We start from the raw sequence: 25,252 nt of genomic DNA on the forward strand, positions 1-25,252 counted from the left end.
TGTTAATTTAATTTTTATATAATTAACACCTCCCCTAATCCTATACCTATACAAACTTTCGCCTCTACTTTTCTTGAGTAGGGGTCTTTTTTTGCCAAAAAAAAACACGACCTTGTTCCCAAAGTCGTGTTTTCATCAGGATTTATTTATCCCTTTGTTGTTCCCAGGCCGCATATCCACCCTTCAAGTTGATGGTGTCCTTAAAGCCGTTGGCCTGCAGCAGGCTGACAGCGATCGCGGAGCGGACCCCGGATTGGCAGTGGACGATTGGTGTCCGGTCGTTCGGAATTTCATCCAGGTTGTCTTTCAAATGTCCAAGCATGAAATGACGGGCCTGATCCATGTGACCTGCCTGCCATTCACCTGGATTACGCACATCGATGACCACATATTGATCATCCTGTTTATAGTGACTCTCCAGTTCCTCCGGGGTAATGGACGTATAAGTTTCAAGTCCTCCGATCTGACTGAGATCTGATTGGGCAACATAAGCTGTAACTTCATCCAGACCGATGGCTTCCAGTGATTTTTTCATTTCATCTAACCGGCTTTCCTCACCGATGAGTACGATGGACTGGTCATAGTCGACGAGCCAGCCGGCCCAGTTTGAGAAAGATCGATTGTAAGGAATATTGATCGTTCCTGGAAGGTGGCCTGCCGCAAAGGTCCACTTATCTCTCGTGTCAATGATGACCGTATCATTTCCTCGATAACCTTCCAGTTGATCCACTGTCAATTTCTTTATATCTCTTCCCTTATTCAAAGACGGGCCTTCTTTATTCAGCTTTTTCATCATCCCAAAATATTTCGGTGGCTCCGGCTGTCCATCAATCAATTCCTCTGTAAATTCATCGACATCCGTGTGCTGAAGCGCCCAGTTATTTGCTTTTTCATAGCCAACCGTAGAAGCAGGGACTGCTCCTAATGATTTCCCACAGGCACTGCCTGCGCCATGACCCGGCCAGACTTGAAGATAATCAGGAAGTTCTTTGAAAGCTTCAAGGGACTGGAACATTTGGCGCGCTCCCTGCCTGGACGTCCCTTCTGAACCGGCAGCCTTTTCCAACAGATCCGGACGGCCGACATCCCCTACAAAGACGAAGTCTCCTGTGAAAATCCCCATAGGAACCTTGGAGCCTCCTCCTTCATCAGTTAAGACAAATGAAATACTTTCAGGGGTATGTCCGGGGGTGTGAAGAACATCAAATTTAATATTTCCAACGTAAAACTGATCTCCCCCGTTCAGTAACACGTGATTCAATTCATTTAAATACTCGTATTTCCAGTCATTGTCTCCCTCATTGGACAAATACAGAACAGCTCCAGTATGCTGAGCCAGTTCTCTGGCACCAGAGAGAAAGTCGGCATGAATGTGTGTTTCCGTCACTTTCGTGATTGTAAATCCTTCTTTTTCAGCTGTTTCAAGATAAGGATTGATATCACGTGCGGGATCAATCACCATAGCTTCACCCGTTCGCTGGCATCCTGTCATATAAGACATCTGAGCTAATTCTTCATCAAAAAATGATTTAAAAAACATCGTTCGCATCCTCCTTAAAAAGCTTATATTGAATTTATAACATACCCCTTACCGTATGTAAAACCAAGAAGCTTATTTACGTCTGTCCCAATTCGGACCAAGAAAAACAAGGGAATTTCCAATGAGGCACCGGCTTATTTATAAAAAAATGCACACGAATACCGTGTGCATTTACTCTTCAAAGTATTTGTTTAAAGTGGTGACGGGATCCAGGTTCTTCAGAGGGCTCATCGGGAATACATTGTTATCCTTATTCAACGCTACGGCGTCGATTTCCTCGTAAGACAGGTCACGCACGGTATGATCGATTCTTGCTTTTGTTTCATTCATCATGCCCATGACACTGCGGTTATCCGTTTTGGTATAAACGATTTCATCAGTGGCATCAAGGATATAGTAGGCTGCCTTCTTATCAACATCCAGCAGTTGAAACAGCTGCTGAAGGGAGCCTTTAATCACATTATCCAGATGCTCAAATTGTTCTTTCTGCAAACCGAAGAGCGTCAAATTTATACCTGTTTCATTGTTCATAAGCATCAGGCACTTTCTACCCTTCACCGTAATCATATTTGCATGCCATTTATATAAATCGGGGACATCCTGATAATCATTCAAATCACGAACAGGGGATTTCAATTCATTCTGCAGTTTTTTTGTAGCACCAATGACGAACATCTTTCCACCTCTTTCATTTCTTTAGCTACACCTATTTTACCTTTTTCACTATAAAAAACAAAGGAGAACCATTACGGCCCTCCTTTGTTCAAGCTTTCGTGCGCCTGGCGAAGTCCACAAATTGAAACTTGTCAGGACGGTGTCTGGATTCTGTAAATTGAAAGGCTGTCGTATCGGCAAGGTAGACGTAACTTCGAATAACGACCACCTGCTGATGACCATTCAAGTCCAGCAGTTCCCTGTCTTCATCCGTGATATCTTCGACGACGATTTCCTTTTTGGCAAAACTGATTTCAAGTCCCAGCTCTTCTTCTATATAGTGATAGAGAGACTGCTCCGCTGTTTCCTTCGTAATATCCGGGATCAAATCTTCACGGATATAGTCTTTATCAAGAATGATCCGTTCTCCATCAATTTCTCTTGAGCGGATCAGCTTCCAAAGTTTCGCATCTTCCGGACATCCCAGCTGCCTTCGGATGTGGGAGGCCTGTGTGACGATCGCCAATTCATGCACCGACGTTTTCACTTCCTGTCCCATCTGGTCAGCCAGCTCTTTAAAGCTGGTCAGACCCGAAACAGGAAATTTGAATTTGTTCCTTTCCAGAACGACCGATCCCTTCCCACGCACTTTTTGGATATATCCATTTTGAGCAAGCAAATTCAGCGCTTTTCTGATCGTTTCCCGGGATGTATCAAACTGAGCAGTCAGCTCATGTTCAGATGGAAGTGTCTCACCGGCAGAAAAGACCCCCTGCTGTATCTTTTTCACGAGTTGATTAAAGATGACTACGTATTTGTTCTTCAAGGTTTATCCCCCTCTTCCATTTTACCTGCCTGGGAGATGATAAACCACAGATTCATAAGGGCGGAGAGAGATTTCTTTTCTGATTGATGGTTCGTCCTCATAGTTGCTGATCAACACGTCCATCTCTTCCTGACTGTCTATGGATGATGGCAGCTGGAACGTCGCAGCTTCTCCGTAAAAGTTATTGATAACCAGCAGCTTTTCTCCATTCCACTCCCGAAGATAAGCGAACACCTGTGGATGTTCCGGCGTAAGAAGCTGGTAATTCCCGAACGTAATGATATCGTGGGACTTCCTCAACTGAATCAGCCTGCGGTAATGATGAAAAATGGAGTTTTCCTTATTCATGACCTTTTCAGCATTGATGGTTTTGTAGTTATCTGCAGGCTCAATCCACGGCGTTCCATCTGTAAACCCGGCATTCGAGTTATCATTCCACTGGACAGGTGTCCGTGAATTATCTCTCGATTTCTGCTTTAGAACAGCAAGGATCTGATCTTCATCGAACCCTTTTCCTTTAAATTCTTCATACATGTTCAGGGATTCCACATCCCTGTATTGATCGATATGGTTGAATTTAGGATTGGTCATTCCAAACTCTTCTCCCTGATAAATATAAGGCGTGCCCTGCATCATATGAATGACAGTCGCAAGCATTTTCCCGGATTCCTCCGGATAGTTCACGTCATCTCCAAATCTTGAGAGGACGCGCGGCTGGTCGTGGTTGCACCAGAATAGAGCGTTCCACCCGCCGCCTTCATTCATTTCCTTCTGCCATTTCGATAAGATGGCTTTCAGTTCATGAAAATCAAAGTCGGCTACGGTCCATTTCTCTCCACCCGGATAGTCCACCTTCAAGTGATGGAAGTTAAAGGTCATGCTGAGCTCCTTGCGTTCAGGAGCCGTATATTTGATGCAGTGGTCAATCGTAGTTGATGACATTTCCCCAACCGTCATCAAATCATAAGGCTGGAAAACTTCCCAGTTCATTTCCTGCATGAATTCATGGACCCTTGGACCATCCGTGTAAAATTTACGGCCGTCCCCCGGAGCTTTAGAGCCATCATCATCAGGAAATTCCTGGTCCTTGGATATCAAGTTAATGACATCCAGGCGGAAACCGTCAACACCTTTCTCTCCCCAGAACCGCATCATTTCATAAATATCCCCGCGCACCTGTTCATTTTCCCAATTCAGATCTGCCTGAGTAATATCGAAAAGGTGAAGGTAATATTGACCGGACGTTTCATCATAGGCCCAGGCACTCCCCCCAAACTTGGATTTCCAATTGGAAGGCGCACCACCGTTTACAGGGTCCTTCCAAATGTAATAATCCCTGTACGGACTTTCCTTGGACTGAAGAGCTTCCTGAAACCATTGATGTTCGGTCGACGTATGGTTCACAACAATATCCATGATCAGCTTCATGTCGCGTTTGTGCGTTTCATGAAGCAGTCGTTCAAAGTCTTCCATTGTTCCGTATTCATCATGAATATCGTAATAATCACTGATGTCATACCCATTATCATTCTGAGGGGATTTATACATCGGAGTCAGCCAGAGAACATCCACTCCAAGTTCATTCAGATAATCCAGTTTCTCAATGATCCCCTGGATATCTCCGACTCCATTGCCCGTTGTATCGTTAAAGCTTTTCGGATAGATCTGATAGACAACCGCTTTTTTCCACCAGGGCTGTTCATTCATGACCTCACCACCATTTCATAGTTTTATACGTCTTTTTTACGTTTTGCATAGAGATACGTTCCTACTAGAGGGAGCACGATGACGATAGCCATCCCTATCATGAAATCCAGCCAATAATCGCTGACGATGGAGAAAATGCCCGGCACACCGCCGACTCCAATCGAATTAGCCAGCACCCCTTGAGCTGAGATATACAGTCCGGCAATGGCGGATGAACTGACCGCTATAATGAATGGATATTTGAAGCGCAGGTTCACACCGAATAAGGCAGGCTCTGTAACCCCAAGCCATGCGGAAACTCCTGACGATACACCAAGCCCCTTCAGTTTTTCATCCTTCGATGCAAGCCAGATCGCAAACGCCGCTGATCCCTGGGCAATGTTAGACAAGGCAAGCATCGGCCATAGGAATGTCGTGCCTGTAGAACCGACAAGCTGGATATCTACAGCCAGGAACGTATGGTGCATCCCTGTTATGACGAGCACGCCGTACAAGCCGCCGTAAATCAGCCCGCCAAGCCAGGAGAACGTATCAAATACAGCTACAAGTCCATCTGTAATCCCGTTTCCAATCGCAAATGTAATCGGCCCAATGATAATGAAGGTCAAAAAGCCTGTGACAAGTAAAGCAATCGGCCCAACGAAAAGCAGTTGTATGCTGTCCGGAATCCGCTTGCGCAGGAACAATTCAATCTTCGTAAGCAGATAAGCTGCAGCCAGGACTGGAAGCACCTGACCCTGATAGCCGATTTTCTCGACCGTCATACCAAATAAATTCCACGTAGGAACGGAGCCTTCGGAAACAGCTTCCCCATAGGACCAAGCATTCAATAAGTCCGGGTGAACGAGAACGAGTCCAATAACAATCCCTAAAATCGGACTGCCTCCAAATTTCTTGACAGCGGACCACCCGATCAATCCAGGCAGGAACACGAATGCCGTATTGGCGATAATAATAATCATGTTCGCAATATCAGACCACTGAGGATACACATCAATCAAAGACTGATTATCAAAGAAAATATCGGGTGCTGTAAGCAGATTGTTGATACCCAAAAGCAGACCAGCGGTTACGATGGCCGGCAGAATCGGAATGAAAATATCAGCCAATGTTTTTATGGCTCGTTGGAGCGGATTCATTTTTTCACTTGACGCTTGTTTCACTTCTTCTTTTGTAGACTCACCAATACCGGCCAGTGCTACAAATTCCTTATACACTTTATCAACTGTTCCCTGGCCTACGACAACCTGGAACTGGCCATTCGTAGAAAAAGAACCTTTGACGGCTTCAATCTGATTCAGTTTCTCCTGATCGACAATCCCCTCATCATGCAGGGCCAGCCGCAGCCGAGTGACACAGTGCGTGGCAGCCGACAGGTTTTCCTTTCCACCAATGGCTTCTAAAATTTCTTCGGCCTGTTTTTTGTGATTCATATCCTTACCTCCAGATGTTATTTTTTCTTCCCAAACAACGAGGTTCATCTACGGGTATCCAAGCGCTATTCTTAAACGCTTTTAACAACCATCAAAATAAACTTGTATATACATGATATGACTTTATTATAATTTGTATATACAAGTTATGCAACCGTTAACATTAATCATTTATAAATGGACTTTCTTTCCTTCATAAAGAAAAACGAAAAAAGCCCAAAACATCGTTATTATATGAGCAGATTGTTTTTTCATCCCTATCTGTTATGGTATATATTTAGGGTGTCGAAATAAATAGGAAGAAGGGATAAGCATGCAGACCAGCACAGCAGAAGCCCGGAAAAATGTGTGGGTGATGTGGTTTGCAAATTTCTTTATTGCAGGAAGCATCACGATGGTTCTTCCTTTTTTGTCGTTGTACATTGAAACATTCGGAAATTTCTCAGATGCCTACGTTCAGACATGGTCCGGATGGGTATTCGGCGTCACATTTGTCACTGCTTTTATATTTTCACCGATATGGGGGAAGGTTGGAGACCGATATGGACGGAAGAAAATTCTCGTCATGTCTGCGCTCGGACTAGGCTTATCGGTCTTCTTTATGGGGCATGCCACATCCGTTTGGCAGCTCTTTTTCCTGCGTTTATTTATGGGCGTATTCACCGGGTTTATTCCCATGTCCCAGGCCCTTATCTCTACGCAGACACCTAAGGAGACAGCCGGACGTGTACTGGGAACGCTTCAGACCGGGAGTATTACCGGCAGCCTCCTCGGACCGCTGCTCGGGGGATGGATTGCCGATGCCATTGGTTACGCCGCTACATTCCAATACGTTTCCTTTACCGTAGCCCTTTCAGCCATCATCGTCTATTTCGGGGTACGTGAGCAGAAAGTGAAAAAGGAAAGCGCCGATGAGAAAACCAGCTATAACACGAGAGAAGTGCTCAGCCATATTGTTCACCACCCACTATTACTAATGGTTATGGTGGTGTCCTTATTTGTCCAGATTGCCCACTTCAGTATTCAACCGATCCTTTCCTTGTTTGTCGGGGAACTCCACGGCCCGGAAAACCTCGCCTTGTTTTCCGGAATTGCATTTTCCGCTGCCGGACTGGGTAATTTAATGATGGCTAGAAAATGGGGAAAAATCGCAGACCGGATCGGTTATATAAAGATTCTCATCTTCCTTCTGGTTATGGCAGGTGTCGTATACCTGCCGGCCGCTTTCGTTACGAACATATGGGAGCTTGTTCTATTAAGGTTCCTTCTCGGTGTTTCCATCGGAGGCATTATTCCTGTTCGAACTGCTTACATTAGACAGCAAGCCCCTGTAGCTATGCAGGGAGAAGTCCTTGGCTACAACACCAGTCTCCGTTTCCTAGGAAACATCATCGGCCCCGCCATGGGCGGTATGGTTGCAGGTGCATATGGATTTTCGATGGTCTTTTTCGTGACCAGTGGATTGCTTCTTCTTTCCGGTGGCATGCTGTTTTTGGTCCTTCACAAACGTAAACCCGTTTTCAATCACGCATCCAGCCACTAACAGATTTTATCTGTTAATATAGGTGTAAAGACATTCCGGGAGGGATTCGATGAACCGTGCACTACTAGTCATTGATTACACGAACGATTTTGTGGCGGATGAGGGGGCGTTGACCTGTGGAAAAGCAGCTCAGGCGCTCGACCCATTCCTTACCAAGTTGAGCAGGGATTTTGTTGAGCAGGGGCAGATGCTTGTTTACGGGGTCGATGTTCATGAGCAAGACGATCCTTATCATCCGGAAACGAAGCTGTTCCCCCCTCACAATATAAGAGGATCAGAGGGCAGACATCTGTATGGGAAAACCGGGGAGGTCTATTCCACCTATGCCGACCGCTCTTCGGTCCTATACATCGATAAGACCCGTTACAGTGCTTTCGCCGGAACCAACCTCGATCTGAAATTACGCGAACGGGGCGTTACTGACCTTCATCTTACAGGGGTATGTACAGACATCTGTGTGCTTCATACAGCAGTGGACGCTTACAATCTCGGATATTCCCTTACGATTTATAAGGAAGGGACCGCCAGCTTCAATGAAAGTGGTCATGCATGGGCACTGGCCCATTTTGAAACCGTGCTTGGTGCCAAGGTTATCTAACAGGCGCAGCTTTCGTTTCCCGTTGGGGAATCGGAAGCTTTTCTTATGGCCCGGCATTACAGAACCAAAAGGAAGGGAGTGATGAGGTTGTCACCATCACCAGAACCATCTATGAAATATTTTAAAACCGTGTTTATATTAAGTGCTGCTGTTCTCATTGTTGTCATGAATACAACGATGTTTAACATAGCACTCCCGAGCATTCTGCGGGAGTTTTCACTCGAACCTTCCGAAGGAGCCTGGATTGTTTCCGGTTATTCCATTGTCCTGGCTGTCTTTACGATCACCTACACGCGGCTAACGGATTATATCCCTATCCGTCATCTGTTGACGATCGGGATCACCATTTTCAGTTTATCTTCCATTCTGGGATTCTTTGCAGATTCCTACCTATGGCTGCTGACCGCCCGTCTTTTACAGGCGTCAGGGGCCGCTGCTATCCCAGGCTTGTCCATGGTATTCGCCGGAAGGTATATTCCGCCGGCACGCCGGGGAAGTGCTTATGCATTAATCGCTTCCTCCTCTTCCCTCGGTTTTGGTCTCGGGCCTGTTGCCGGCGGATTTATTACGGACTACGTCGATTGGAATTTCTTATTTGTTGTCACCGTTATGGTTCTATTCATCGTTCCTCTCCTTTACAGGGTCATGCCGGCTGAAACAACGAAACGTGGAAGCTTTGATGTGTGGGGCGCTGTATGGTCTGGAGGTACGGCTACCTTTTTCCTTTTATACTTTTCCACCTTTACGCCGTGGTATTTAGCAGGGGGCATTCTGGCCGCCCTGTTATTATGGAGAAGAATCAATCATACAGATGTACCGTTCATTCAACCTGAGATTTTAAAGAATGCTCAGTACCGGAAAATCTTATATATGAGTTTTCTCGGTTTCACGCTTCACTTTGCTGTTCTATTCCTGATGCCGATTATGCTTGAACAGGTGTATGGAAAAGGAGCGGCAGCCATCGGCCTGATTATTTTCCCGGGAGCCATGCTTTCAGCTGTGGCTGCGGTGTATATCGGCCGTCTCATTGACAGCTACGGAAACATCAGAATCCTATTATTGTCACAGGTGTTATTAATGATCGCCGCCTTTATCTTTTACATGTTCTCCGGGCTCAGCCCCTATCTCATTATGGCCGGGTATATGTTTACAAGCTTTGGATTCTCCAGCTTGTCGTCTAGCTCAACAAACGAGGTATCCCATATCCTGCCCAATGAACAGATCGGGGCCGGAATCGGGCTTAAACAACAGATCCAGTTTATCGGCAGTGCGTCCGGGTCTGTCCTTGCGGGGATTCTCCTGGATTTCAGGCAGCAGCCGTACACGGTGTCTGAATTCTCCCTTCCATTCGGCATATTGATTGTTCTTATGGCTCTGTCCATTCTGACACTGGCGCTTTATACAAGAAAGACGGAAGTTCCAAACGTTCAAAAAACTGACATTTGAATTTTACCGCAGAATCGAATATGATGGAGAATGGAAAAATTTTAATTAACCCAAACTGATATAGATAGAACAATAGGAGGAATCACTTATGAGCTCAAAAGATTATCGAGTTCTGCTGTATTATAAGTATGTTGACCTTCCTGATTACGAAGAGTATTGCCAAAACCACCTGAAATTCTGTAAGGATCTCGGGCTGAAAGGACGAATCATTGTTTCTCATGAAGGAATCAATGGAACCGTCTCAGGTACAGTAGAACAGGTCGAGGAATATATGAACTACGTCCGCTCCGATGAGCGCTTCGCAGACATCCACTTCAAAATGGATGAGCATGAAGGCCACGCATTTAAGAAAATGCACTGCCGTGTGAAGCCCGAACTTGTCAACTGGAGCCTCGAAGAAGATGATATCGATCCTAAAACCTTCGGAGGTAAGCACCTGAAGCCGAAGGAATTCAACGAAATGTTGAAAGATGAAGATACGATCGTCATTGACGGCAGAAACGAATATGAATACCGGATCGGCCATTTCCGTAACGCTATTCAGCCGGACGTCAACCACTCCCGCGAATTCCCTGAATGGATTGCTGAAAATGCAGACCAGTGGAAGGGCAAGAAAGTCCTGACTTACTGCACGGGAGGCATCCGCTGTGAAAAGCTGACCGGTATTCTTAAGAAAAACGGTGTTGAGGATGTGTACCAGCTTGAAGGTGGAATCACCACGTACAGCAAGGACCCGGAAGTGAAAGGTGAGTTGTTTGATGGAAAGATGTACGTCTTTGATGAGCGTATCTCTATTCCCGTCAACCACGTAGAAGAAAAGGTCATCGCTGAATGTGAGCACTGTGGAAAAGCGGAAGACCGCATGATCAACTGCAGCAATCCCGTCTGCAACCGCCAGTATGTCTGCTGCGAAGCTTGTGAAGAAGAGCATCACGCAGCCTGCACAGCTGAATGTAAAGAGCACCCGGAAAACCGCTGGGATGCTGTTCAGAAAAAGCAGATTGATAAATACGACCGTATTCACGGTTAAACAAAAAGGCTTGTCCCCTGCTTGGGGACAAGCCTTTTATCATTCCGCACTCCATCAGGTCCGGGCTTATCCTTTAAGCCGGTGGGCAGCATGATAAGTGGAACCGATGCCGCGGTCAAAGGATAACGCATGCTGAATGGCTGTCGTAACGAAAGACTTAGCCCGCCGGACAGAGTCCTCCACACTGTTCCCTTTAGCCAGTTCAGCGGTGATGGCTGCAGAATACGTACAACCCGCTCCACTTGTATGGATTGTCTGGACACGTTCCGATTCCAGTTCCATCATTCCGCTTCCATCATAGAGCATGTCAACGGCTGGATAATCCTTCAACGCTCCCCCTTTAATCAATACATACTCTGGACCAAGGTGATACAGATCACGCGCCGCTGCCTTCATATCTTCCGGGGTTTCCGGAACCGGAACACCAAGCATATGGGCCGCTTCCTGAAGATTGGGCGTGATGATTTTCGCTAATGGCAGCAGTTCGTTCATAAGTGTCTCAACAGCCTCATCCTTCAGCAGCTGTGAACCCATTTTCCCGACCATCACAGGGTCCACCACTACATTCTCCACCTGGGACTCCTCAATGATTTCAGCCGTCCGCTTAATGATTTCTTCCGTAAACAGCATCCCTGTTTTTAATGCATCCACGCCTACATGCTCAAGTGATGCGTATATTTGAGCTTCGATAGACACAAGCGGCTGTGTAAAAATCCCCTGCTCTGTTTTTCTATTATTTGCAACAAGAGCTGTTACAGCGCTCATTCCGTAAACATCAAATTCTTGAAATGTCTTCAAGTCCGCCTGAATGCCTGCACTTCCCTGTGAGGCCGAACCAGCGATACTCAAGACTCTTGGTATTTGTCCCATCATGGACCTCCTCTTTCTTCTCTGTTCATAAATTGTAACAAAAACAAAAGGTCCAAAGCTATCCAGTCCCCTTTTCTATCCTGTAGAATAAAGGCAAAGGAGACGTGAAGATGAAACCGTTCACCGAAAGGACCATAACCATCATTAAGCAGATCCCCGAAGGACACATTATGACCTATGGACAGGTAGCTCGTACGGCCGGTAACCCACGCGCAGCCCGACAGGTTTCCCGTATCCTTCACAGTATGAGCTCCACCTACCACCTCCCATGGCACCGTGTAGTGAATGCCCAGGGGCGGATCGCTTTTCAGGATGAAGAAAAAGCGGCTGTCCAGCGGAATCTTTTAGAGGATGAAGGCATTTTGGTGCTTCATAATAAAGTGTCGTTGGAAACCTATCAATACGTGAATCATGAACCTTATGAATCCATATAGCTGAATGTGTGAAAAAAGGATGTTTTTCTATGTTTGAAATCAAACCATATCCCGAGTTGTCCTGGTCTCTTTCGCGGCATAAGACCATGCTGACCTGTTCCAGGAAATACGCCTATGATTACTATGTTTCCCATAATGGATGGCTGCGTCAGGCTGATTCGCTGGCCCGACAGGCGTATCGTTTAAAGAAGATCACCAATCTGGAAATGCTGTTCGGAAGCATTGTCCACGATTTGATTTATCAAACCCTGCAAAAAGTGCGCAGGGATGAGCCCCTGCCGGGCGAGAATCATCTTTTGGATGACATCCGCCACCATCTGAACCGTGGTTTTGTTGAATCCACAAAAAAAGAACATTTGTGGATGAACAGACCGAAACACTACACCATGCTTCATGAAATATACTACAGCCAGTCCAATACCCTGCCGGCAGCCAAGGTGGAGAAAATTACAGGAAGGCTGAAGCATGTAGTGAAACACTTTTTTAACAGCCGGACATTCAAGGATGTTCAGAATAAAGAATCAATGGAATTCATCGATTCGGAAACCTTTCGTTTCATGAAAGCGGACGGTGTGAAGATTTTTGTTGTGATGGACCTTGTCTACAAAGATGTCACAAGAAATAAATGGATCATCGTAGACTGGAAAACCGGAAAGTCCTCCGAAGAAGACCGCAGTCAGCTTTCTCTCTACGCCCTGTACCTGCTTCAAAAGTACGAAATTCCATCTTTGGACGACATCATTATCCGAAACGAATATCTCCTTGATGGAACACATGTGGAGCACCAATTGGACGATCAGGATCTGATCAATGTCCAGCACCTCTATCAAATCAGTATGGAGCAGATGAAGCTGTACCTGGCCGATCCGGATAAAAATGAGCCCCTCCCCCTTCAGCAGTTTCCGATGCAGAGCAATCCTTCCATCTGTTCACGGTGCAATTATCAGGAACTCTGCTTCCCTTCCAATTCGAATGTTTGAGAAAGATGAGAAAAGGCTAAACAATTAGCAGAAGACATTCTAGAAGGAGCTGTATACGACATGAAAGTACTTGTAGCAGGAGCAAACGGACATACCGGACGTCTATTAGTAGAATATTTAAAAGCTGACGGCCATGAGCCTTACGGCCTGATTCGTAAAGAAGAACAAAAAGCAGCGGTCGAGAAGCTTGGTGGAACACCAGTCCTTGCCGATGTAACCAAGAGTGATGTAGGGTATGCGGTTAAAGGAATGGATGCGGTTATTTTCGCAGCCGGTTCAGGATCCAGTACCGGTGCTGACCAGACAGAAGCTGTCGACCGTGATGGCGCGATCAACCTCGTCAAAGCAACCGAAAACCTCGGCATTAAGAAATTCATTATGCTGAGCAGTATGGCCGCAGGTGAACCGGAACGCGGGCCTGAGGAACTGAAGCATTACATGAAAATGAAGGGCGAAGCGGATGATTATCTTGCATCCACGGAGCTTGACTATACCATCGTCCGTCCCGGCGGTCTGACCAATGAATCCGGCACGAGCAAAATCCAGGTCGGTGAAAAAGTAGACGCTGGAACGATTTCCAGAGAAGATGTTGCGAAAACAATGATTGCCTGCCTTCAAGAACAGAACTGCTATCACAAGACATTTGAAATGATTTCCGGTAACCAGCAGATTGAAGAGGCATTAAAAACATTATAATCAAAAAAAACCAGGCCGCGCGCCTGGTTTTTTTATACATAAGCAATAGGCATAGGCACAAAGTCACTTCATAGGACAAAAGTATTGAAAAATATAATTCTCTGCTATAATGTTAACAACTGATGCGTTAAAGGAGTAGTGAATTATGAAAGGCTCATTAATTAAACAACATCGGAAATTTAAAAATATGACCTTGGAAGAACTTGCATCAGGAATCTGCTCGGTCTCTTATTTGAGTAAGATCGAGCACGATACAATCAATGCCAGTGAAGAGATTTACCGCCTGCTCGGCGAGCGCTTAAAAATTAAACTGATTGATATTAACGAAGAGTTCGACGAGGCAATATACAACAATCTGCATGCCTGGCACGAGGCTGCCCAGATGAGGGATTTCTCCCTTATGGAAGAACTCTATGAAGAGTGTACCCATCAATTAGATGATAACCAGAATATTGAATTGACCAACTTATATAAAATTGTTCACACCCGCCATCAAATGACTAAAATCGGAAAAACCCTTACGGATGACGTCATGAAGGAACTTTCGAATATTTATGACGGTGCAAATCCAGAATATCGTTTTTTTTTCCATAAAACCGTCGGTGTTCATTACTTGTTATCAGCGGAATTGAAGAAGGCCCTGAAGCACTTTATGGAAGCCGAACACCTCATGAATAGACTTCCCATCCACGACGGGGAGGTTTATTTCCATTTAGCTTTAGCGTATTCAAAAATCCGGTCGTTTGTTGAATCCACCTACTATGCCTACCAGGCCTTAGAGATCTATGAGGCTACACTTTATTATCAACGCATGGTTGATAACTATATTATTATTGCGATTAATTACAACGCCCTCGGCGTGCATCAAATTGCTGAAAGGTTCCTCTTAAAAGTGCTGAAGGTCGCTAAATATCAGCTGCCTGTTACTGAAAAAAGAAGGATTTATCACAACCTGGGGATCAACTATATTAATCAGGAAAGATACTCTGATGCCTATCACTACCTGCACCAAGCCTATGAAATCGATACGAAGGAAACCATGTTCAGATCCAGTACGATCTACCTGCTTGCTTTGACCAGCTACTATAGTAATGATTTACCCCAGTGCTGGAAGTACATTGCGGATGGAGAGGCTGAGTCGGAAAAGGAAAATCTCCTGAAATACAAACATAAGTTTTATATCTTAAGGAACATGGTGAGTGAAACAACACTCGAAGATTCCTTCATGGAAAAGCTCGAGCATACAATTATTCCTGACTTCCGGCGGTTGAATGAATACAAAGACTATAAAGAATTTGTAGAAATGCTCGGCAACCTCTATTACGAAAAACGCATGTACAAAAAAGCCGCCATGTACTACAAAGAAGCCAACCACTACAGAGAAACCCAAAAAAAAGATTTACTATAAAAAAAGGAGAAAGCAACCGCTTCCTCCTCAGCTTGTAGAGAAACCCCTGTTTCTTTACGAGCTTTTTTCTTTCTTACCGCCAGGAGCGAAAGCCCCTTCCCTTTCCGCGGACGAGCGCCCGAGCTTCCTCGCAGAACCCACGCTCGGCGATCTAGGACCACTCGTTCTTCCGCAGGAGTGGAAGGGGCACCGCTCCTTGAGAGTTCTTTAACATCGACAAAGACTCTCCTTCTCCCAGCTCACCTTTGCTGGATGGAGGAGAGTCTTTTTTATATTCAGGCAGCCGTCATCAGCGCCTGTTCTTTTTCTTTTCCACGCAAGTGCGCACAAGCGCAGCCCATGCCGTTCTTTTGAATCTGCGAACCTGCTCAGGGCACACACTCTCTCCTCTATATTCTAACGTCGGGACGAGGAGCGTTCGGTGGTGAGGCCTGCGGGAACAGCGCGAGCCGAAGATCCAATTGGTCAAATGGTTTTCTTGACCAAGTCAGCTGAGGCCGTGCCCGCGGCAAGCATCCACCGATAAGCGGAACTTGTCCCCTCAACACGACATGCGGAGAACTCTGCCTGGATAACCCGGATTTTTCTACAGCCTGAGGAGAAAGCATCCGCTTCCGCCTTTTCCTTTTTACATCCCGGTAATGTTTTTCTTCCAGTTCTTAAATTCCAGCTCATCGAATTTAGCTCCCATTTTCTCCTCATCGATGTAAAACAGCGCCTCATCAAGAGAACAGTCAACCTCTGCTTCACAATGAATCGCAGCAAGCCTCCTTGATAAATGAAGCATCTCCAGGTTCTCTTCTATTTTCGAGCGCTGCCCTTTCGTCAGTTCCTCGATATTTTCAAGGATGCCTTCAATAGTTCCATACTTCAGAAGAAGTTTCAGGGCTGTTTTTTCACCAATCCCTTTCACCCCTGGATAGTTATCACTCGTATCCCCCATTAAGGCCTTCAAATCAATCATCTGAGAAGGTGTGATGCCTTTTTCCTCATAAAAGCTGTCTTCATGATACTCGGCATAGTTTCCATATCCCTTCTTCAATAGGACGACATTCACATTCGGTTTCAAAAGCTGGAGGAGGTCCTGATCTCCTGTCAGCAGGAAAACCTGGGAATCCTCACTATACACCCGGCTGAGCGTCCCCATACAGTCATCCGCTTCATACCCGATCCGCCCAACATTCGGTATATCCAAGGCCGCGACGGTTTCTTTAGCCAGTTCAAATTGGGGAATCAGCTCAACAGGCGGCTCCCCCCGATTCGCTTTATAATCCGGATATAAATCGTTCCGGAAGGTTTTACTTCCCATATCCCAGCAGCAGATGACGTGGGTAGGCTGATAGGTGTCCAAAGCGGTGAATAAATGCTTCATCATCCCATAGACAGCATTCGTCGGTGTGCCTTTGCTGTTGATCATATAATAATTACTCATAGCCGTGGCGTAAAAAGCGCGGAATAATAGTGCCATGCCATCGACAAGCAGTACTCGGTTGGTCGTCATACATAAGCTCCTTTTTCACTAGATACTCTTATTATAACAAGAATGTCCAAAGCATCGAGCGCTGTTTTTCAGTTTTGTTTTCTGTAAATTGACAATTTTCCATCTTAATGGTAGTTTCAAAATGAAGGATAATGTAAACGCTTGCAAAATTATTTTAATAGGAGGATGGATCTATGGTTTATGCTTTTCCAAACACAGAAGGGTCGGACGTTCAGTTTAAGGAGCGCTATGATAATTTCATTGGCGGGGAATGGACAGCACCCATTAAGGGGCAGTACTTTGAAAATGTGACTCCTGTAACCGGCAGAACCTTCTGTCAGGTCGCACGATCCACAGAAGAGGATATTGAACTGGCTTTGGATGCGGCTCATAAAGCAAAAGATTCCTGGGGCACAACATCCGTCACGGAACGATCGCTGATTCTCAACCGGATTGCAGACCGGATGGAGGAAAACGCTGAAAAGCTTGCCATCGCTGAAACATGGGAAAACGGAAAAGCCGTACGCGAAACCTTGAATGCAGACATCCCTCTTGCTGTAGACCACTTCCGATATTTCGCTTCTGTCATTCGATCAGAGGAAGGAAGCATCGGGGAAATCGATCAGGATACGGTCGCCTACCATTTTAAAGAACCACTGGGCGTTGTCGGTCAGATCATCCCTTGGAACTTCCCGCTTTTAATGGGTGTTTGGAAAATCGCCCCTGCTCTGGCTGCAGGAAATACGGTCGTTCTGAAGCCGGCCGAGCAGACACCCGCATCCATCCTTTATTTCATGGAAATGGTGCAGGACCTTCTTCCTGCAGGCGTCCTGAATATCGTGAACGGCTTCGGTCTGGAAGCTGGTAAGCCTCTGGCGCAGAGTCCCCGCATCAACAAGGTGGCCTTCACTGGAGAAACGACGACAGGCCGTATGATTATGCAGTACGCTTCTCAAAATATCATTCCTGTCACGCTTGAACTTGGTGGTAAATCACCAAACATAATCTTTGAAGATGTCATGCGCGAAGATGACGATTTCCTTGATAAAACGATCGAAGGCATGGTCATGTTCGCCTTGAACCAGGGTGAAGTCTGCACGTGTCCATCCCGTGCCCTTATCCAGGAGTCCATCTATGATGAATTCATGGAGCGTGCGATAAAGCGGGTGAAAGAAATCAAAACCGGAAACCCATTGGACCCTGAAGTGATGATGGGTGCCCAGGCTTCTTCTGAACAGCTGGAAAAAATCCTGTCCTATCTGGAAATCGGTAAGGATGAAGGTGCCGAGTGCCTGACCGGTGGAGCACGCAATCAGCTGGACGGCGACTTTAAGGACGGCTATTATGTGCAGCCGACCGTTTTTAAAGGGAACAACAGCATGCGTATTTTCCAAGAGGAAATCTTCGGACCCGTCTTGTCTGTGACCACATTCAAAGACCATGACGAAGCTATGAAAATCGCCAATGATACCCTTTACGGTCTCGGAGCTGGTGTATGGACGCGGGATATGAATACCGCCTACCGTTTCGGCCGCGGCATTGAAGCCGGACGTGTGTGGACAAACTGCTACCATGCCTATCCTGCTCATGCAGCCTTCGGTGGATACAAAATGTCCGGCGTCGGCCGTGAGAATCATAAAATGATGCTCGATCACTATCAGCAGACGAAAAATATGCTTGTCAGCTACAGTCCGAAAAAGCTTGGGTTCTTTTGATCCCCCTCAGCTTCCTAAAAGAAAGGAGACCTCTTTAAGATGGTGGAACGTGTAAAAGCAACCGATGCTGCCCTGGATCTCATCGACCGTCTGAAGAATAAGCACGGCCCCCTCCTTTTTCACCAATCAGGCGGATGCTGCGACGGCAGCTCGCCGATGTGTTACGAAGAAGGCGATCTGATGATTGGCAGTCAGGATGTCCGGCTCGGGGAAATCGGGGACACCCCCTTCTATATGAATAAGCGGCAGTTTGATTACTGGAAGCATACCCAGCTGATCATAGATGTTGTGGACGGACGGGGAGGCATGTTTTCTCTCGAAGGAGTCGAAGGGAAAAGATTTCTTACGAGGTCCCGCGCCTTCACGGATGAAGAGTATCAGCAGTTGAAAGAAGCAGAAGTGAAGAAGTAAAAGGGCTCTCAACCAGCTGCCGGGAATATTCCCGGCAGCCTTTTTTCAATCCTCGGATGTCCATTCACTTTTGTTTCCTGAAAGCTGTCGTGACTCTCTCTTGGACACCACCCGCTTTTTCGAACAGCCTCAGCATCGCTTTGTTCCGGATATTTGTCGAACCTACATGGGAGGAAGCACCGAAGTCATGCTTCAACCTGCGGAGAGTATCAAAAAACAACGCCGTCCCCTTTCCCCTTCCACGCTCTTCAGGCACCAGTCCGAAATAAAACACCCGCCCCTCATTCTCTGTTCCTGGTTCAATATGAGGCATAACAATCCCAATCGGCCGCCTCTTCTCAAAAACGGTCAGACAGGAGGATTCGTATCCTTTTCCTAATTCCTGTTTGACGCTTTCCATATGATCATCCATCGTCAGCGTCGACTTTCCGTTTGGAGAATCGTTCATCGACTGCTCCCAGACTTTCTTAAATAAAGGTTCCCCTATCTCTGAGACTGTCTTCCATGTGTATGAAGAGGAAACAGAAGGCAGAGACTTTAAAGGGGTCCGGTAAAAAACGGTCGTGTTGTGCCTGGTAAAGCCGTTGTTCAGCAGGTACACTTCTGCTTCAGGACAATTTTCCAGCATAAGCGTAATGATCTGCCCCGGGGAAGCATCCTGTTCAAGAACATCTGCCAATGAGCAGATGTCCGCTGCAGACAATCTCCCTGTATCTTCAATGGTGATATACTTTTCACCTTCGATTCGTTTGATGGCACCTTCTTCTGCAGGCATCATACATGTATCCCCTTCCATTGAATGAATGTTCATTACGCAGGCCCTATTACTTTTCAGCAGGGTTTAAAAAGCGTTACGATAAAATAGAAACAAAGGAGGATGATTAAATGAGTAATCGAGAAATCCAGCTGGTAGAAAGACCCGTAGGCGCGCCTACCCATGAGCATATCAACATCGCTGAAACAGAAACACCTGAACCAAAGCAGGGAGAGGTCCTTGTGAAACTTCTTTACGTATCTGTAGATCCTTACATGCGTGGACGTATGAGTGATGCAAAGTCTTACGTAGCCCCTTTCCAATTAAATGAACCGATGGAAGGCGGCGTTGTCGCTGAAGTTGTGGAATCAAAATCAGATGCCCTTGCGTCGGGAGATATCGTAACCGGCATGCTTCCGTGGCAGGAGTTCACAACGGCTGATCCAAATACCCTGAGAAAAATCGACCCAAGTCTGGGACCTGTAACCACATCCCTCGGTATCCTTGGTATGCCGGGATTAACCGCGTATTTCGGATTGATGGACATTGGTCAGCCGAAACAAGGCGAGACACTGGTCGTTTCCGGTGCGGCCGGGGCTGTTGGCTCAGCTGTCGTTCAAATCGGTAAAATTGAAGGCTGCCACGTCGTTGGTATCGCCGGCTCTGATGAAAAACTTGCGTATTTAAAAGATGAGCTGGGTGTCGATGAAGTCATCAACTATAAAACGGATGACGTTCCTTCCCGTCTTGATGAAGCCTGCCCGAACGGCATTGATATTTATTTCGATAACGTCGGTGGTGAGATCTCCGATGCGGTTTATCCACGCCTGAATAAATTTGCGCGGATTTCCCAGTGTGGAGCAATTTCCACATACAATACACCGAACGCTCAGGGACCTCGCATGCAGTCCCACCTTATTAAATCAAGCGCCCTTATTAAAGGGTTCACTGTAGGCGATTATCAGGATCGTTTCAGTGAAGGCTTCCAATACTTGTCCCAGAAACTTCAGGAAGGCCGGCTGACGTATGAAGAAACAATCATCGAAGGTTTCGAAAACGTCCCGGACGCTTTCTTTGGACTGTTTGAAGGGACCAACCTCGGGAAACAGCTCGTAAAAGTTGCTGAACCTTCCCATTCCTAATTGTAAAAAAACCTGTAGAAGGGCTCCTTCTACAGGTTTTTTTACGTTTCAAGCGATTTGGAAGGGCGCTGGATTCCCAGATCACTAAGCGCCTGTTCAAGGCCGCCTTTCGTATGGATCCGTTTAAAGTTGACCCCAAGGTCCACCATTGTTTTGGCCATTTCCGGTCTCAGTCCTGTCAATGTCGTTTTCACACCGACAAGCTCCAAGGCATGAAAGATTTGATAAATGTAGTTGGCTACATACGTATCTATGATCGGAACCCCGGATACATCGATGAACAGCTCATCAAGATCCAGTTCCATACTCCGGCGCAGAGACGTATCCATCACCATTCTTGCCCTTGGGGGATCGACCTCTCCAATAAGAGGAAGAACCGCCACTCCTTCAACGATGGAAACAACCGGCACAGACAATTCAGCGAGTCTGGTTTCTTTCCGTTCTGCCTCCTGCTGGATGCTCCTTGAATAACATTCGCTGAAATGACGGGTAACTTCATCCAGGATGGAACTGATCGTTTTACTTACTTTTATAATCGCAGAAGAAGAAAAAACGTCCTGTTCCACCTCTTCCTGAAAGTGATCCCAAAGGACCCGACGGACGAAATGTACAGCTCGCAGCGACTGGGATAACTCCCCGCCCTGGTTGATTTTGCTTTCCACTTCTTTCTCCGACCAGTTCTTCACTTTTTCATGAATTTCCAACGTCTCTTCTTCCAGGCTCTGGGCAATATAAATGAACAACTGCTCCCAGTCAGCAGTCATGAGGGCTTGTACCCCATATTCTTTTTTCTTCATCGCCTTGACTTGCTCACCCAGCGTCTCCCTGCTGGATAAAATCTTCTCTTTTATGTAGGACAGCTCATTATTCATCTGCAACCGTCTCCCTGTTTAAAGTATTCTTTTGTCCTAACCATACCATAAACTATTTTTTGAAAGAATAACTATGCCTATTCTTCTTTGTTCAATTTTTGTATGATGAGAAAGAAAACGTTTATCCATGGAGGATCCATATGAATAAAGCGACTCTGATTGTTTTTCTTGTACTCTGCCTTCTCTTCCTGACCAGGGGGCTCTATATTGGTGTTTCTCAGGGGGAATGGACATCCTTGATCATCGCCCTTCTCATCATTGCCTTTGGGTCCTACCGCCTTTTTAAGAAAAACCAAAAATAAAGCCTTCTGTAAAGGAGGCTTTCAGCTTGTAGAGGAACCTCTGTTTCTTTATAGCTTTTTTCTTTCTTGCTGCCAGGAGCGAAAGCCCCTTCCCTTTCCGCAGACGAGCGCCCGAGTTTCCTCGCAAAACCCACGCTCGGCGATCTCGGACTACTCGTTCTTCCGCAGGAGTGGAAGGGGCACCGCTCCTTGAGAGTTCTTTAAAATTGAAAAAGACTCTCCTTCACCCCGCTTATCCTTGCTGGATGGAGGAAAGTCTTCTTCATATTCCGGCAGCCAGCCGGCACCAGCGCCTGTTCTTTCCCTTTTTGTTTTCCACGCAAGCGGCCATAGCGCAGGGCACAGTCTCTCTCCTCTATATTCTAACGTCGGCACGAGGAGCGTTCGGTGGTGATGCCTGCGGGAACAGCACGGGCCGAAGACCCACTTGGGCAGGCGACCTTCCTGACCAAGTCAGCGGAGGGCGTGCCCGCGGCATTCATCCACCGATAAGCGGAAAGTGACCCTTCACACGACAAATGGACAACTCTAACTGGTTAACACAGGCTTATTCTACAGTCAAAAAGCCTTCTGTGCAGAAGGCTTTCATGCATATCTGGGAAGATCGTATCTCCCGAACCACTGGTGCCTGTGGGCGGAAAACCAACGGTATAATGGCGATCCGATCCGGGAGGCGCCAGGGAGGGATAAGAGGACGCCAAGGGCTGCAAAAAATGGCAGGGCAAGCATCAGCCGCCGAATCGTTTCAAACCCCTGAGTGACTTCCCCCTGCTTTGTCAGCATATGAATCTCATCTAAGACGTTTCGATCCTTTAAGTAAGGGTATTTCCCATATTTCTCTGTTTCCTGTACAGCTACCCATTTAATCTGTTCCATCCAGTCAAACTTTCTCAATACTTTTTTTACATAGAAGCAGAAAGGACACTGCGCATCGTAAAACACGATATGCTTCACTGGATCACTCCTTTATGAAAACTCCACCTTCACCCATCCGCGCAGGGCGTTCACCATCCAGATTTCATCGAATTCTCCAACCTGATCCTTGTAGAGAATCTGCTCCTTTATCAGTGATTCATCCAACAGGTACTGCCGGTAGGTCCCTCCGAGAAGACCACTGGTAACTGGTGGGGTGAGGTACTCTCCCTGGTATTTAACGACGAGGTTCGCTATTGTGAATTCTGTCAGCTCCCCCCGTTCGTTCCAAAGCAGAACAGCTGCTTTACCGGGCTTCTTGTGTCTCTCATACACTTCCCTGTGGGTTGTTTTATGAAACAAAAAAGGATCCTGGTCGGACACAGGGGTGTCGGCAAGAGCGGTCTGGACAAGGGAATCCGGCTGATCCATCGGTGTGACCTGAACTTCCTCCCGCCCCTTTTCACCCGTGAGCAGTCTTACTTTGTACAGACCCTCCGGCCGCTGATCCGCTTCATCCAGTAACCGCTGCTTCAATCGGGATAGGTTTAAAGAGAAACGAAAATACCGGGCCGACCGCTCGAGCCTCTGCAGGTGGTAATCCAGCAGGTGAAGGTGTCCCTCCTCCAGCCTCATCGTTTCCAACAGATGAAAGTCGGGGCGGTTTTCTGTGAGAAGACGCGCTTTGGTCAGGACCTCCTGGTACTCCCCTTCTGAAGTCGAATCCCAAGTTACCCCGCCCCCGGTTCCGTAAACCGCCCTTCCGCTGTCATGATTGATCATGATCGTCCGGATCGGGACGTTAAAAACAGCTTCCCTCCGCGGAGTGATAAAGCCGATCGCTCCGCAGTACACGTCACGGGGAGAATCTTCGAGCTTTTGGATGTATTCCATTGTCCGCACCTTAGGCGCCCCCGTAATCGATCCACACGGAAACAACGCTTCAAACACCTGATACATCGTGAAGGAGGCAGGAAGCTCCCCTTTCACGGTGGAAGTCATTTGATGGACCGTAGGATAGGTTTCTATATCGAACAGAGCCGGCACACGGATAGACCCGGGTATGGCAAGCCGGCCGAGATCATTCCTTAATAGGTCGACAATCATCAGGTTTTCTGATTTTTCTTTTTCAGAAACTTGAAGATGTCTGTACTGCTCTTCATCTTCCCGGTGAAACCTTCCACGCGCAGCCGTCCCTTTCATCGGCTTTGTTGTAATCGTGTCGTTGTCCATCCGGAAAAAAAGTTCAGGAGAGGCGGATAAAAGACTATGTCCTCCCATATTTATATAAGCGCCATAATCGGGCTTCTGATTTTTAATCAAGCGCTTATACAACGAATAAGCATCACCCGAAAACGCTGCTTCCAGTCTTGTCGTATAATTGACCTGGTACGTGTCCCCCTCTTCTATGCCCCTCTTTACTTGCTCGATGCCTTTTTGGTAGTGCTCATAGCTGCCCTTCATTTTCCACTGGGACACATGAAAAGGCAGGTTCGAGGAAGGCTCAGGAGCGTCCATCGCTTTCTCAAAGATACCGAACCAGACGAGCGGCCATTCCGGTGAATCATGAACCGTGAACGCCTCATCAAAAGCCGGTGCTGCCTCATAGGAGACGAATCCCGCCGCATAATACCCTTCATCAAGAACATGCTCCAGCCGATCGAAAATTCCCTTCACTTCCCTGTGGTCGTCGGTGGTTAAGATTTCGACCGGTTTTTCAAATCGGCTGGTCTCCTTTTTTCCGTGCTCGTTCACAAACTCAAAATGCAGGAAAGGCGCTTCATTCATACAACCGCCCCTTTCCTGCCTGCTTGATAGTGCAGAGACTGCTGATACTTGTTCCACAGCATCGTAAAGCCGTGTTCAGTGAGAATCGATTCCGGGTGGAACTGGATCCCTTCCACTGGATAGTCTTTGTGCCGGACCCCCATAATACTTCCATCTTCAGATGAAGCTGTCAGCTCAAGCTGCTCCGGAAGCTGGCGCTTATCGGCCTCAAGGGAATGGTACCGTGTAACCTGTACCTTTTCCGGAAGCCCTTCATACACGTGTGCCCCATCGTGGGTAATCGCTGTTACCTTTCCATGCATCGGCTGCCTCCCTTTACGGACCAAGCCTCCATAAGCTTCTACAATCAGCTGGTGGCCGAGACAAATACCAAGAATAGGGATGTCGGCTTCAAAGGCCCGGAGTACCTCCAGACAGACACCGGATTCTGATGGTTTACCAGGCCCCGGGGACAGCACAATCAGATTTGGTGCAAGCAGGGAGATTTCCTCTACCGATACGGCATCATTTTTCCTGACGATGACTTCTGTGTCCATCTGCCGAAAATATTGTACTAAGTTATACGTAAAAGAATCATAGTTATCAATAACGACGATCATAGTTTCGTTCACCTTTCGTCCGTAATCATAATGCTTTCATTATACTACCCTTTGAGGTCCTCCTCATAGGAAGAACTGCTGGTAAAATCCATCAGCTCAGGAAAAAACAATC

General features: G+C 46.7%; 24 protein-coding genes. 12 read left to right on the forward strand and 12 right to left on the reverse strand.

The annotated features are described in order from the left end of the window. Positions 1-142 precede the first annotated feature (142 nt). The 5 genes from ACXAD6_RS16845 to treP form a co-directional block, all read right to left on the reverse strand. Complete coding sequence (locus tag ACXAD6_RS16845; protein ID WP_474969872.1) at positions 143-1,540, reverse strand: MBL fold metallo-hydrolase; 1,398 nt, start codon at positions 1,538-1,540, stop codon at positions 143-145. A 171-nt stretch (positions 1,541-1,711) separates the two neighbouring features. Further along, positions 1,712-2,215 (reverse strand): DUF6933 domain-containing protein, encoded by a 504-nt coding sequence (locus ACXAD6_RS16850; RefSeq protein ID WP_474969873.1) that lies wholly within the window; start codon positions 2,213-2,215, stop codon positions 1,712-1,714. Positions 2,216-2,303: 88 nt separating this feature from the next. After that, positions 2,304-3,020 (reverse strand): trehalose operon repressor, encoded by a 717-nt coding sequence (gene treR, locus ACXAD6_RS16855; RefSeq protein ID WP_474969874.1) that lies wholly within the window; start codon positions 3,018-3,020, stop codon positions 2,304-2,306. A 21-nt stretch (positions 3,021-3,041) separates the two neighbouring features. Beyond that, on the reverse strand, positions 3,042-4,727 hold the full coding sequence (gene treC / locus ACXAD6_RS16860; RefSeq protein WP_474969875.1) for an alpha,alpha-phosphotrehalase: 1,686 nt from the start codon (positions 4,725-4,727) through the stop codon (positions 3,042-3,044). Positions 4,728-4,750: 23 nt separating this feature from the next. Then, positions 4,751-6,160: a PTS system trehalose-specific EIIBC component gene (gene treP, locus ACXAD6_RS16865; RefSeq protein ID WP_474969876.1), complete on the reverse strand. Its 1,410-nt coding sequence runs from the start codon at positions 6,158-6,160 to the stop codon at positions 4,751-4,753. A gap of 313 nt (positions 6,161-6,473) precedes the next feature. Between treP and ACXAD6_RS16870 the strand changes: the two genes are divergently transcribed. The 4 genes from ACXAD6_RS16870 (at position 6,474) to trhO (ending at position 10,777) form a co-directional block, all read left to right on the forward strand. Beyond that, the gene (locus ACXAD6_RS16870) at positions 6,474-7,703 is read left to right on the forward strand and encodes an MFS transporter (protein ID WP_474969877.1); all 1,230 of its coding nucleotides are present in this window, start codon (positions 6,474-6,476) and stop codon (positions 7,701-7,703) included. Between the two features lie 49 nt (positions 7,704-7,752). Then, positions 7,753-8,301 (forward strand): cysteine hydrolase family protein, encoded by a 549-nt coding sequence (locus ACXAD6_RS16875; RefSeq protein ID WP_474969878.1) that lies wholly within the window; start codon positions 7,753-7,755, stop codon positions 8,299-8,301. 111 nt (positions 8,302-8,412) lie between these two features. Then, positions 8,413-9,747 (forward strand): MFS transporter, encoded by a 1,335-nt coding sequence (locus ACXAD6_RS16880; protein ID WP_474969879.1) that lies wholly within the window; start codon positions 8,413-8,415, stop codon positions 9,745-9,747. A gap of 88 nt (positions 9,748-9,835) precedes the next feature. Next, entirely contained in the window at positions 9,836-10,777 is a 942-nt protein-coding gene (gene trhO / locus ACXAD6_RS16885) for an oxygen-dependent tRNA uridine(34) hydroxylase TrhO (RefSeq protein WP_474969880.1), read from the forward strand. A gap of 66 nt (positions 10,778-10,843) precedes the next feature. Here trhO and thiD read toward each other — a convergent pair whose 3' ends face one another. Then, a complete protein-coding gene (gene thiD / locus ACXAD6_RS16890) occupies positions 10,844-11,647 on the reverse strand; it encodes a bifunctional hydroxymethylpyrimidine kinase/phosphomethylpyrimidine kinase (protein WP_027956670.1) in 804 nt (267 codons plus the stop codon). 110 nt (positions 11,648-11,757) lie between these two features. Between thiD and ACXAD6_RS16895 the strand changes: the two genes are divergently transcribed. From ACXAD6_RS16895 to ACXAD6_RS16910, 4 genes are all read left to right on the forward strand, one after another. After that, positions 11,758-12,081, forward strand: coding sequence for an MGMT family protein (locus ACXAD6_RS16895; protein WP_474969881.1), 324 nt, complete (start codon positions 11,758-11,760; stop codon positions 12,079-12,081). A gap of 29 nt (positions 12,082-12,110) precedes the next feature. Continuing rightward, a complete protein-coding gene (locus ACXAD6_RS16900; protein ID WP_474969882.1) occupies positions 12,111-13,061 on the forward strand; it encodes a PD-(D/E)XK nuclease family protein in 951 nt (316 codons plus the stop codon). A 60-nt stretch (positions 13,062-13,121) separates the two neighbouring features. Next, positions 13,122-13,757, forward strand: coding sequence for an SDR family oxidoreductase (locus ACXAD6_RS16905; RefSeq protein ID WP_474969883.1), 636 nt, complete (start codon positions 13,122-13,124; stop codon positions 13,755-13,757). Positions 13,758-13,902: 145 nt separating this feature from the next. Further along, positions 13,903-15,165 carry a helix-turn-helix domain-containing protein gene (locus ACXAD6_RS16910; protein ID WP_474969884.1) on the forward strand — a complete coding sequence of 421 codons (1,263 nt, stop codon included), beginning with the start codon at positions 13,903-13,905 and terminating at the stop codon, positions 15,163-15,165. Between the two features lie 628 nt (positions 15,166-15,793). On the opposite strand, the gene ACXAD6_RS16915 is transcribed toward ACXAD6_RS16910, so the two are convergent. Then, positions 15,794-16,666 (reverse strand): 5'-3' exonuclease, encoded by an 873-nt coding sequence (locus ACXAD6_RS16915; protein ID WP_474969885.1) that lies wholly within the window; start codon positions 16,664-16,666, stop codon positions 15,794-15,796. Positions 16,667-16,839: 173 nt separating this feature from the next. Between ACXAD6_RS16915 and adh the strand changes: the two genes are divergently transcribed. Further along, a complete protein-coding gene (gene adh / locus ACXAD6_RS16920; protein WP_474969886.1) occupies positions 16,840-18,360 on the forward strand; it encodes an aldehyde dehydrogenase in 1,521 nt (506 codons plus the stop codon). A gap of 39 nt (positions 18,361-18,399) precedes the next feature. Then, positions 18,400-18,771 carry a DUF779 domain-containing protein gene (locus ACXAD6_RS16925; protein WP_281658864.1) on the forward strand — a complete coding sequence of 124 codons (372 nt, stop codon included), beginning with the start codon at positions 18,400-18,402 and terminating at the stop codon, positions 18,769-18,771. A gap of 64 nt (positions 18,772-18,835) precedes the next feature. Here the strand turns inward: ACXAD6_RS16925 and ACXAD6_RS16930 are convergent, their stop codons facing one another. Then, entirely contained in the window at positions 18,836-19,549 is a 714-nt protein-coding gene (locus ACXAD6_RS16930) for a GNAT family N-acetyltransferase (protein WP_474969887.1), read from the reverse strand. A 107-nt stretch (positions 19,550-19,656) separates the two neighbouring features. Between ACXAD6_RS16930 and ACXAD6_RS16935 the strand changes: the two genes are divergently transcribed. Continuing rightward, positions 19,657-20,667, forward strand: coding sequence for an NADP-dependent oxidoreductase (locus tag ACXAD6_RS16935; RefSeq protein ID WP_474969888.1), 1,011 nt, complete (start codon positions 19,657-19,659; stop codon positions 20,665-20,667). Between the two features lie 41 nt (positions 20,668-20,708). Here the strand turns inward: ACXAD6_RS16935 and ACXAD6_RS16940 are convergent, their stop codons facing one another. After that, positions 20,709-21,539, reverse strand: a complete 831-nt coding sequence (locus tag ACXAD6_RS16940; RefSeq protein ID WP_474969889.1) for an STAS domain-containing protein — start codon at positions 21,537-21,539, stop codon at positions 20,709-20,711. A 140-nt stretch (positions 21,540-21,679) separates the two neighbouring features. On the opposite strand from ACXAD6_RS16940, the gene ACXAD6_RS16945 reads away from it, so the two are divergent. After that, positions 21,680-21,841 carry a hypothetical protein gene (locus tag ACXAD6_RS16945; RefSeq protein WP_474969890.1) on the forward strand — a complete coding sequence of 54 codons (162 nt, stop codon included), beginning with the start codon at positions 21,680-21,682 and terminating at the stop codon, positions 21,839-21,841. A 585-nt stretch (positions 21,842-22,426) separates the two neighbouring features. Here ACXAD6_RS16945 and ACXAD6_RS16950 read toward each other — a convergent pair. The 3 genes from ACXAD6_RS16950 to ACXAD6_RS16960 are packed head-to-tail and all read right to left on the reverse strand — an operon-like array spanning position 22,427 to position 25,140. Beyond that, entirely contained in the window at positions 22,427-22,795 is a 369-nt protein-coding gene (locus tag ACXAD6_RS16950; protein ID WP_474969891.1) for a thiol-disulfide oxidoreductase DCC family protein, read from the reverse strand. 12 nt (positions 22,796-22,807) lie between these two features. Continuing rightward, a complete protein-coding gene (gene pabB / locus ACXAD6_RS16955) occupies positions 22,808-24,541 on the reverse strand; it encodes an aminodeoxychorismate synthase component I (RefSeq protein ID WP_474969892.1) in 1,734 nt (577 codons plus the stop codon). Further along, a complete protein-coding gene (locus ACXAD6_RS16960) occupies positions 24,538-25,140 on the reverse strand; it encodes an anthranilate synthase component II (RefSeq protein WP_474969893.1) in 603 nt (200 codons plus the stop codon). Before ACXAD6_RS16960 ends, pabB begins: the two co-directional genes overlap by 4 nt. Positions 25,141-25,252 lie beyond the last annotated feature (112 nt).

Source organism: Halobacillus sp. ABH2_015 (genome assembly GCF_056158945.1).

Bases quoted from the DNA above. Each gene is read 5' to 3' on its own strand.
- ACXAD6_RS16845 (WP_474969872.1), bottom strand. From the start codon at position 1,540: ATGTTTTTTAAATCATTTTTTGATGAAGAATTAGCTCAGATGTCTTAT.
- ACXAD6_RS16850 (WP_474969873.1), bottom strand. From the start codon at position 2,215: ATGTTCGTCATTGGTGCTACAAAAAAACTGCAGAATGAATTGAAATCC.
- treC (WP_474969875.1), bottom strand. From the start codon at position 4,727: ATGAATGAACAGCCCTGGTGGAAAAAAGCGGTTGTCTATCAGATCTAT.
- treP (WP_474969876.1), bottom strand. From the start codon at position 6,160: ATGAATCACAAAAAACAGGCCGAAGAAATTTTAGAAGCCATTGGTGGA.
- ACXAD6_RS16870 (WP_474969877.1), top strand. From the start codon at position 6,474: ATGCAGACCAGCACAGCAGAAGCCCGGAAAAATGTGTGGGTGATGTGG.
- ACXAD6_RS16875 (WP_474969878.1), top strand. From the start codon at position 7,753: ATGAACCGTGCACTACTAGTCATTGATTACACGAACGATTTTGTGGCG.
- ACXAD6_RS16880 (WP_474969879.1), top strand. From the start codon at position 8,413: ATGAAATATTTTAAAACCGTGTTTATATTAAGTGCTGCTGTTCTCATT.
- trhO (WP_474969880.1), top strand. From the start codon at position 9,836: ATGAGCTCAAAAGATTATCGAGTTCTGCTGTATTATAAGTATGTTGAC.
- thiD (WP_027956670.1), bottom strand. From the start codon at position 11,647: ATGGGACAAATACCAAGAGTCTTGAGTATCGCTGGTTCGGCCTCACAG.
- ACXAD6_RS16895 (WP_474969881.1), top strand. From the start codon at position 11,758: ATGAAACCGTTCACCGAAAGGACCATAACCATCATTAAGCAGATCCCC.
- ACXAD6_RS16900 (WP_474969882.1), top strand. From the start codon at position 12,111: ATGTTTGAAATCAAACCATATCCCGAGTTGTCCTGGTCTCTTTCGCGG.
- ACXAD6_RS16905 (WP_474969883.1), top strand. From the start codon at position 13,122: ATGAAAGTACTTGTAGCAGGAGCAAACGGACATACCGGACGTCTATTA.
- ACXAD6_RS16910 (WP_474969884.1), top strand. From the start codon at position 13,903: ATGAAAGGCTCATTAATTAAACAACATCGGAAATTTAAAAATATGACC.
- ACXAD6_RS16915 (WP_474969885.1), bottom strand. From the start codon at position 16,666: ATGACGACCAACCGAGTACTGCTTGTCGATGGCATGGCACTATTATTC.
- adh (WP_474969886.1), top strand. From the start codon at position 16,840: ATGGTTTATGCTTTTCCAAACACAGAAGGGTCGGACGTTCAGTTTAAG.
- ACXAD6_RS16925 (WP_281658864.1), top strand. From the start codon at position 18,400: ATGGTGGAACGTGTAAAAGCAACCGATGCTGCCCTGGATCTCATCGAC.
- ACXAD6_RS16930 (WP_474969887.1), bottom strand. From the start codon at position 19,549: ATGATGCCTGCAGAAGAAGGTGCCATCAAACGAATCGAAGGTGAAAAG.
- ACXAD6_RS16935 (WP_474969888.1), top strand. From the start codon at position 19,657: ATGAGTAATCGAGAAATCCAGCTGGTAGAAAGACCCGTAGGCGCGCCT.
- ACXAD6_RS16940 (WP_474969889.1), bottom strand. From the start codon at position 21,539: ATGAATAATGAGCTGTCCTACATAAAAGAGAAGATTTTATCCAGCAGG.
- ACXAD6_RS16945 (WP_474969890.1), top strand. From the start codon at position 21,680: ATGAATAAAGCGACTCTGATTGTTTTTCTTGTACTCTGCCTTCTCTTC.
- pabB (WP_474969892.1), bottom strand. From the start codon at position 24,541: ATGAATGAAGCGCCTTTCCTGCATTTTGAGTTTGTGAACGAGCACGGA.
- ACXAD6_RS16960 (WP_474969893.1), bottom strand. From the start codon at position 25,140: ATGATCGTCGTTATTGATAACTATGATTCTTTTACGTATAACTTAGTA.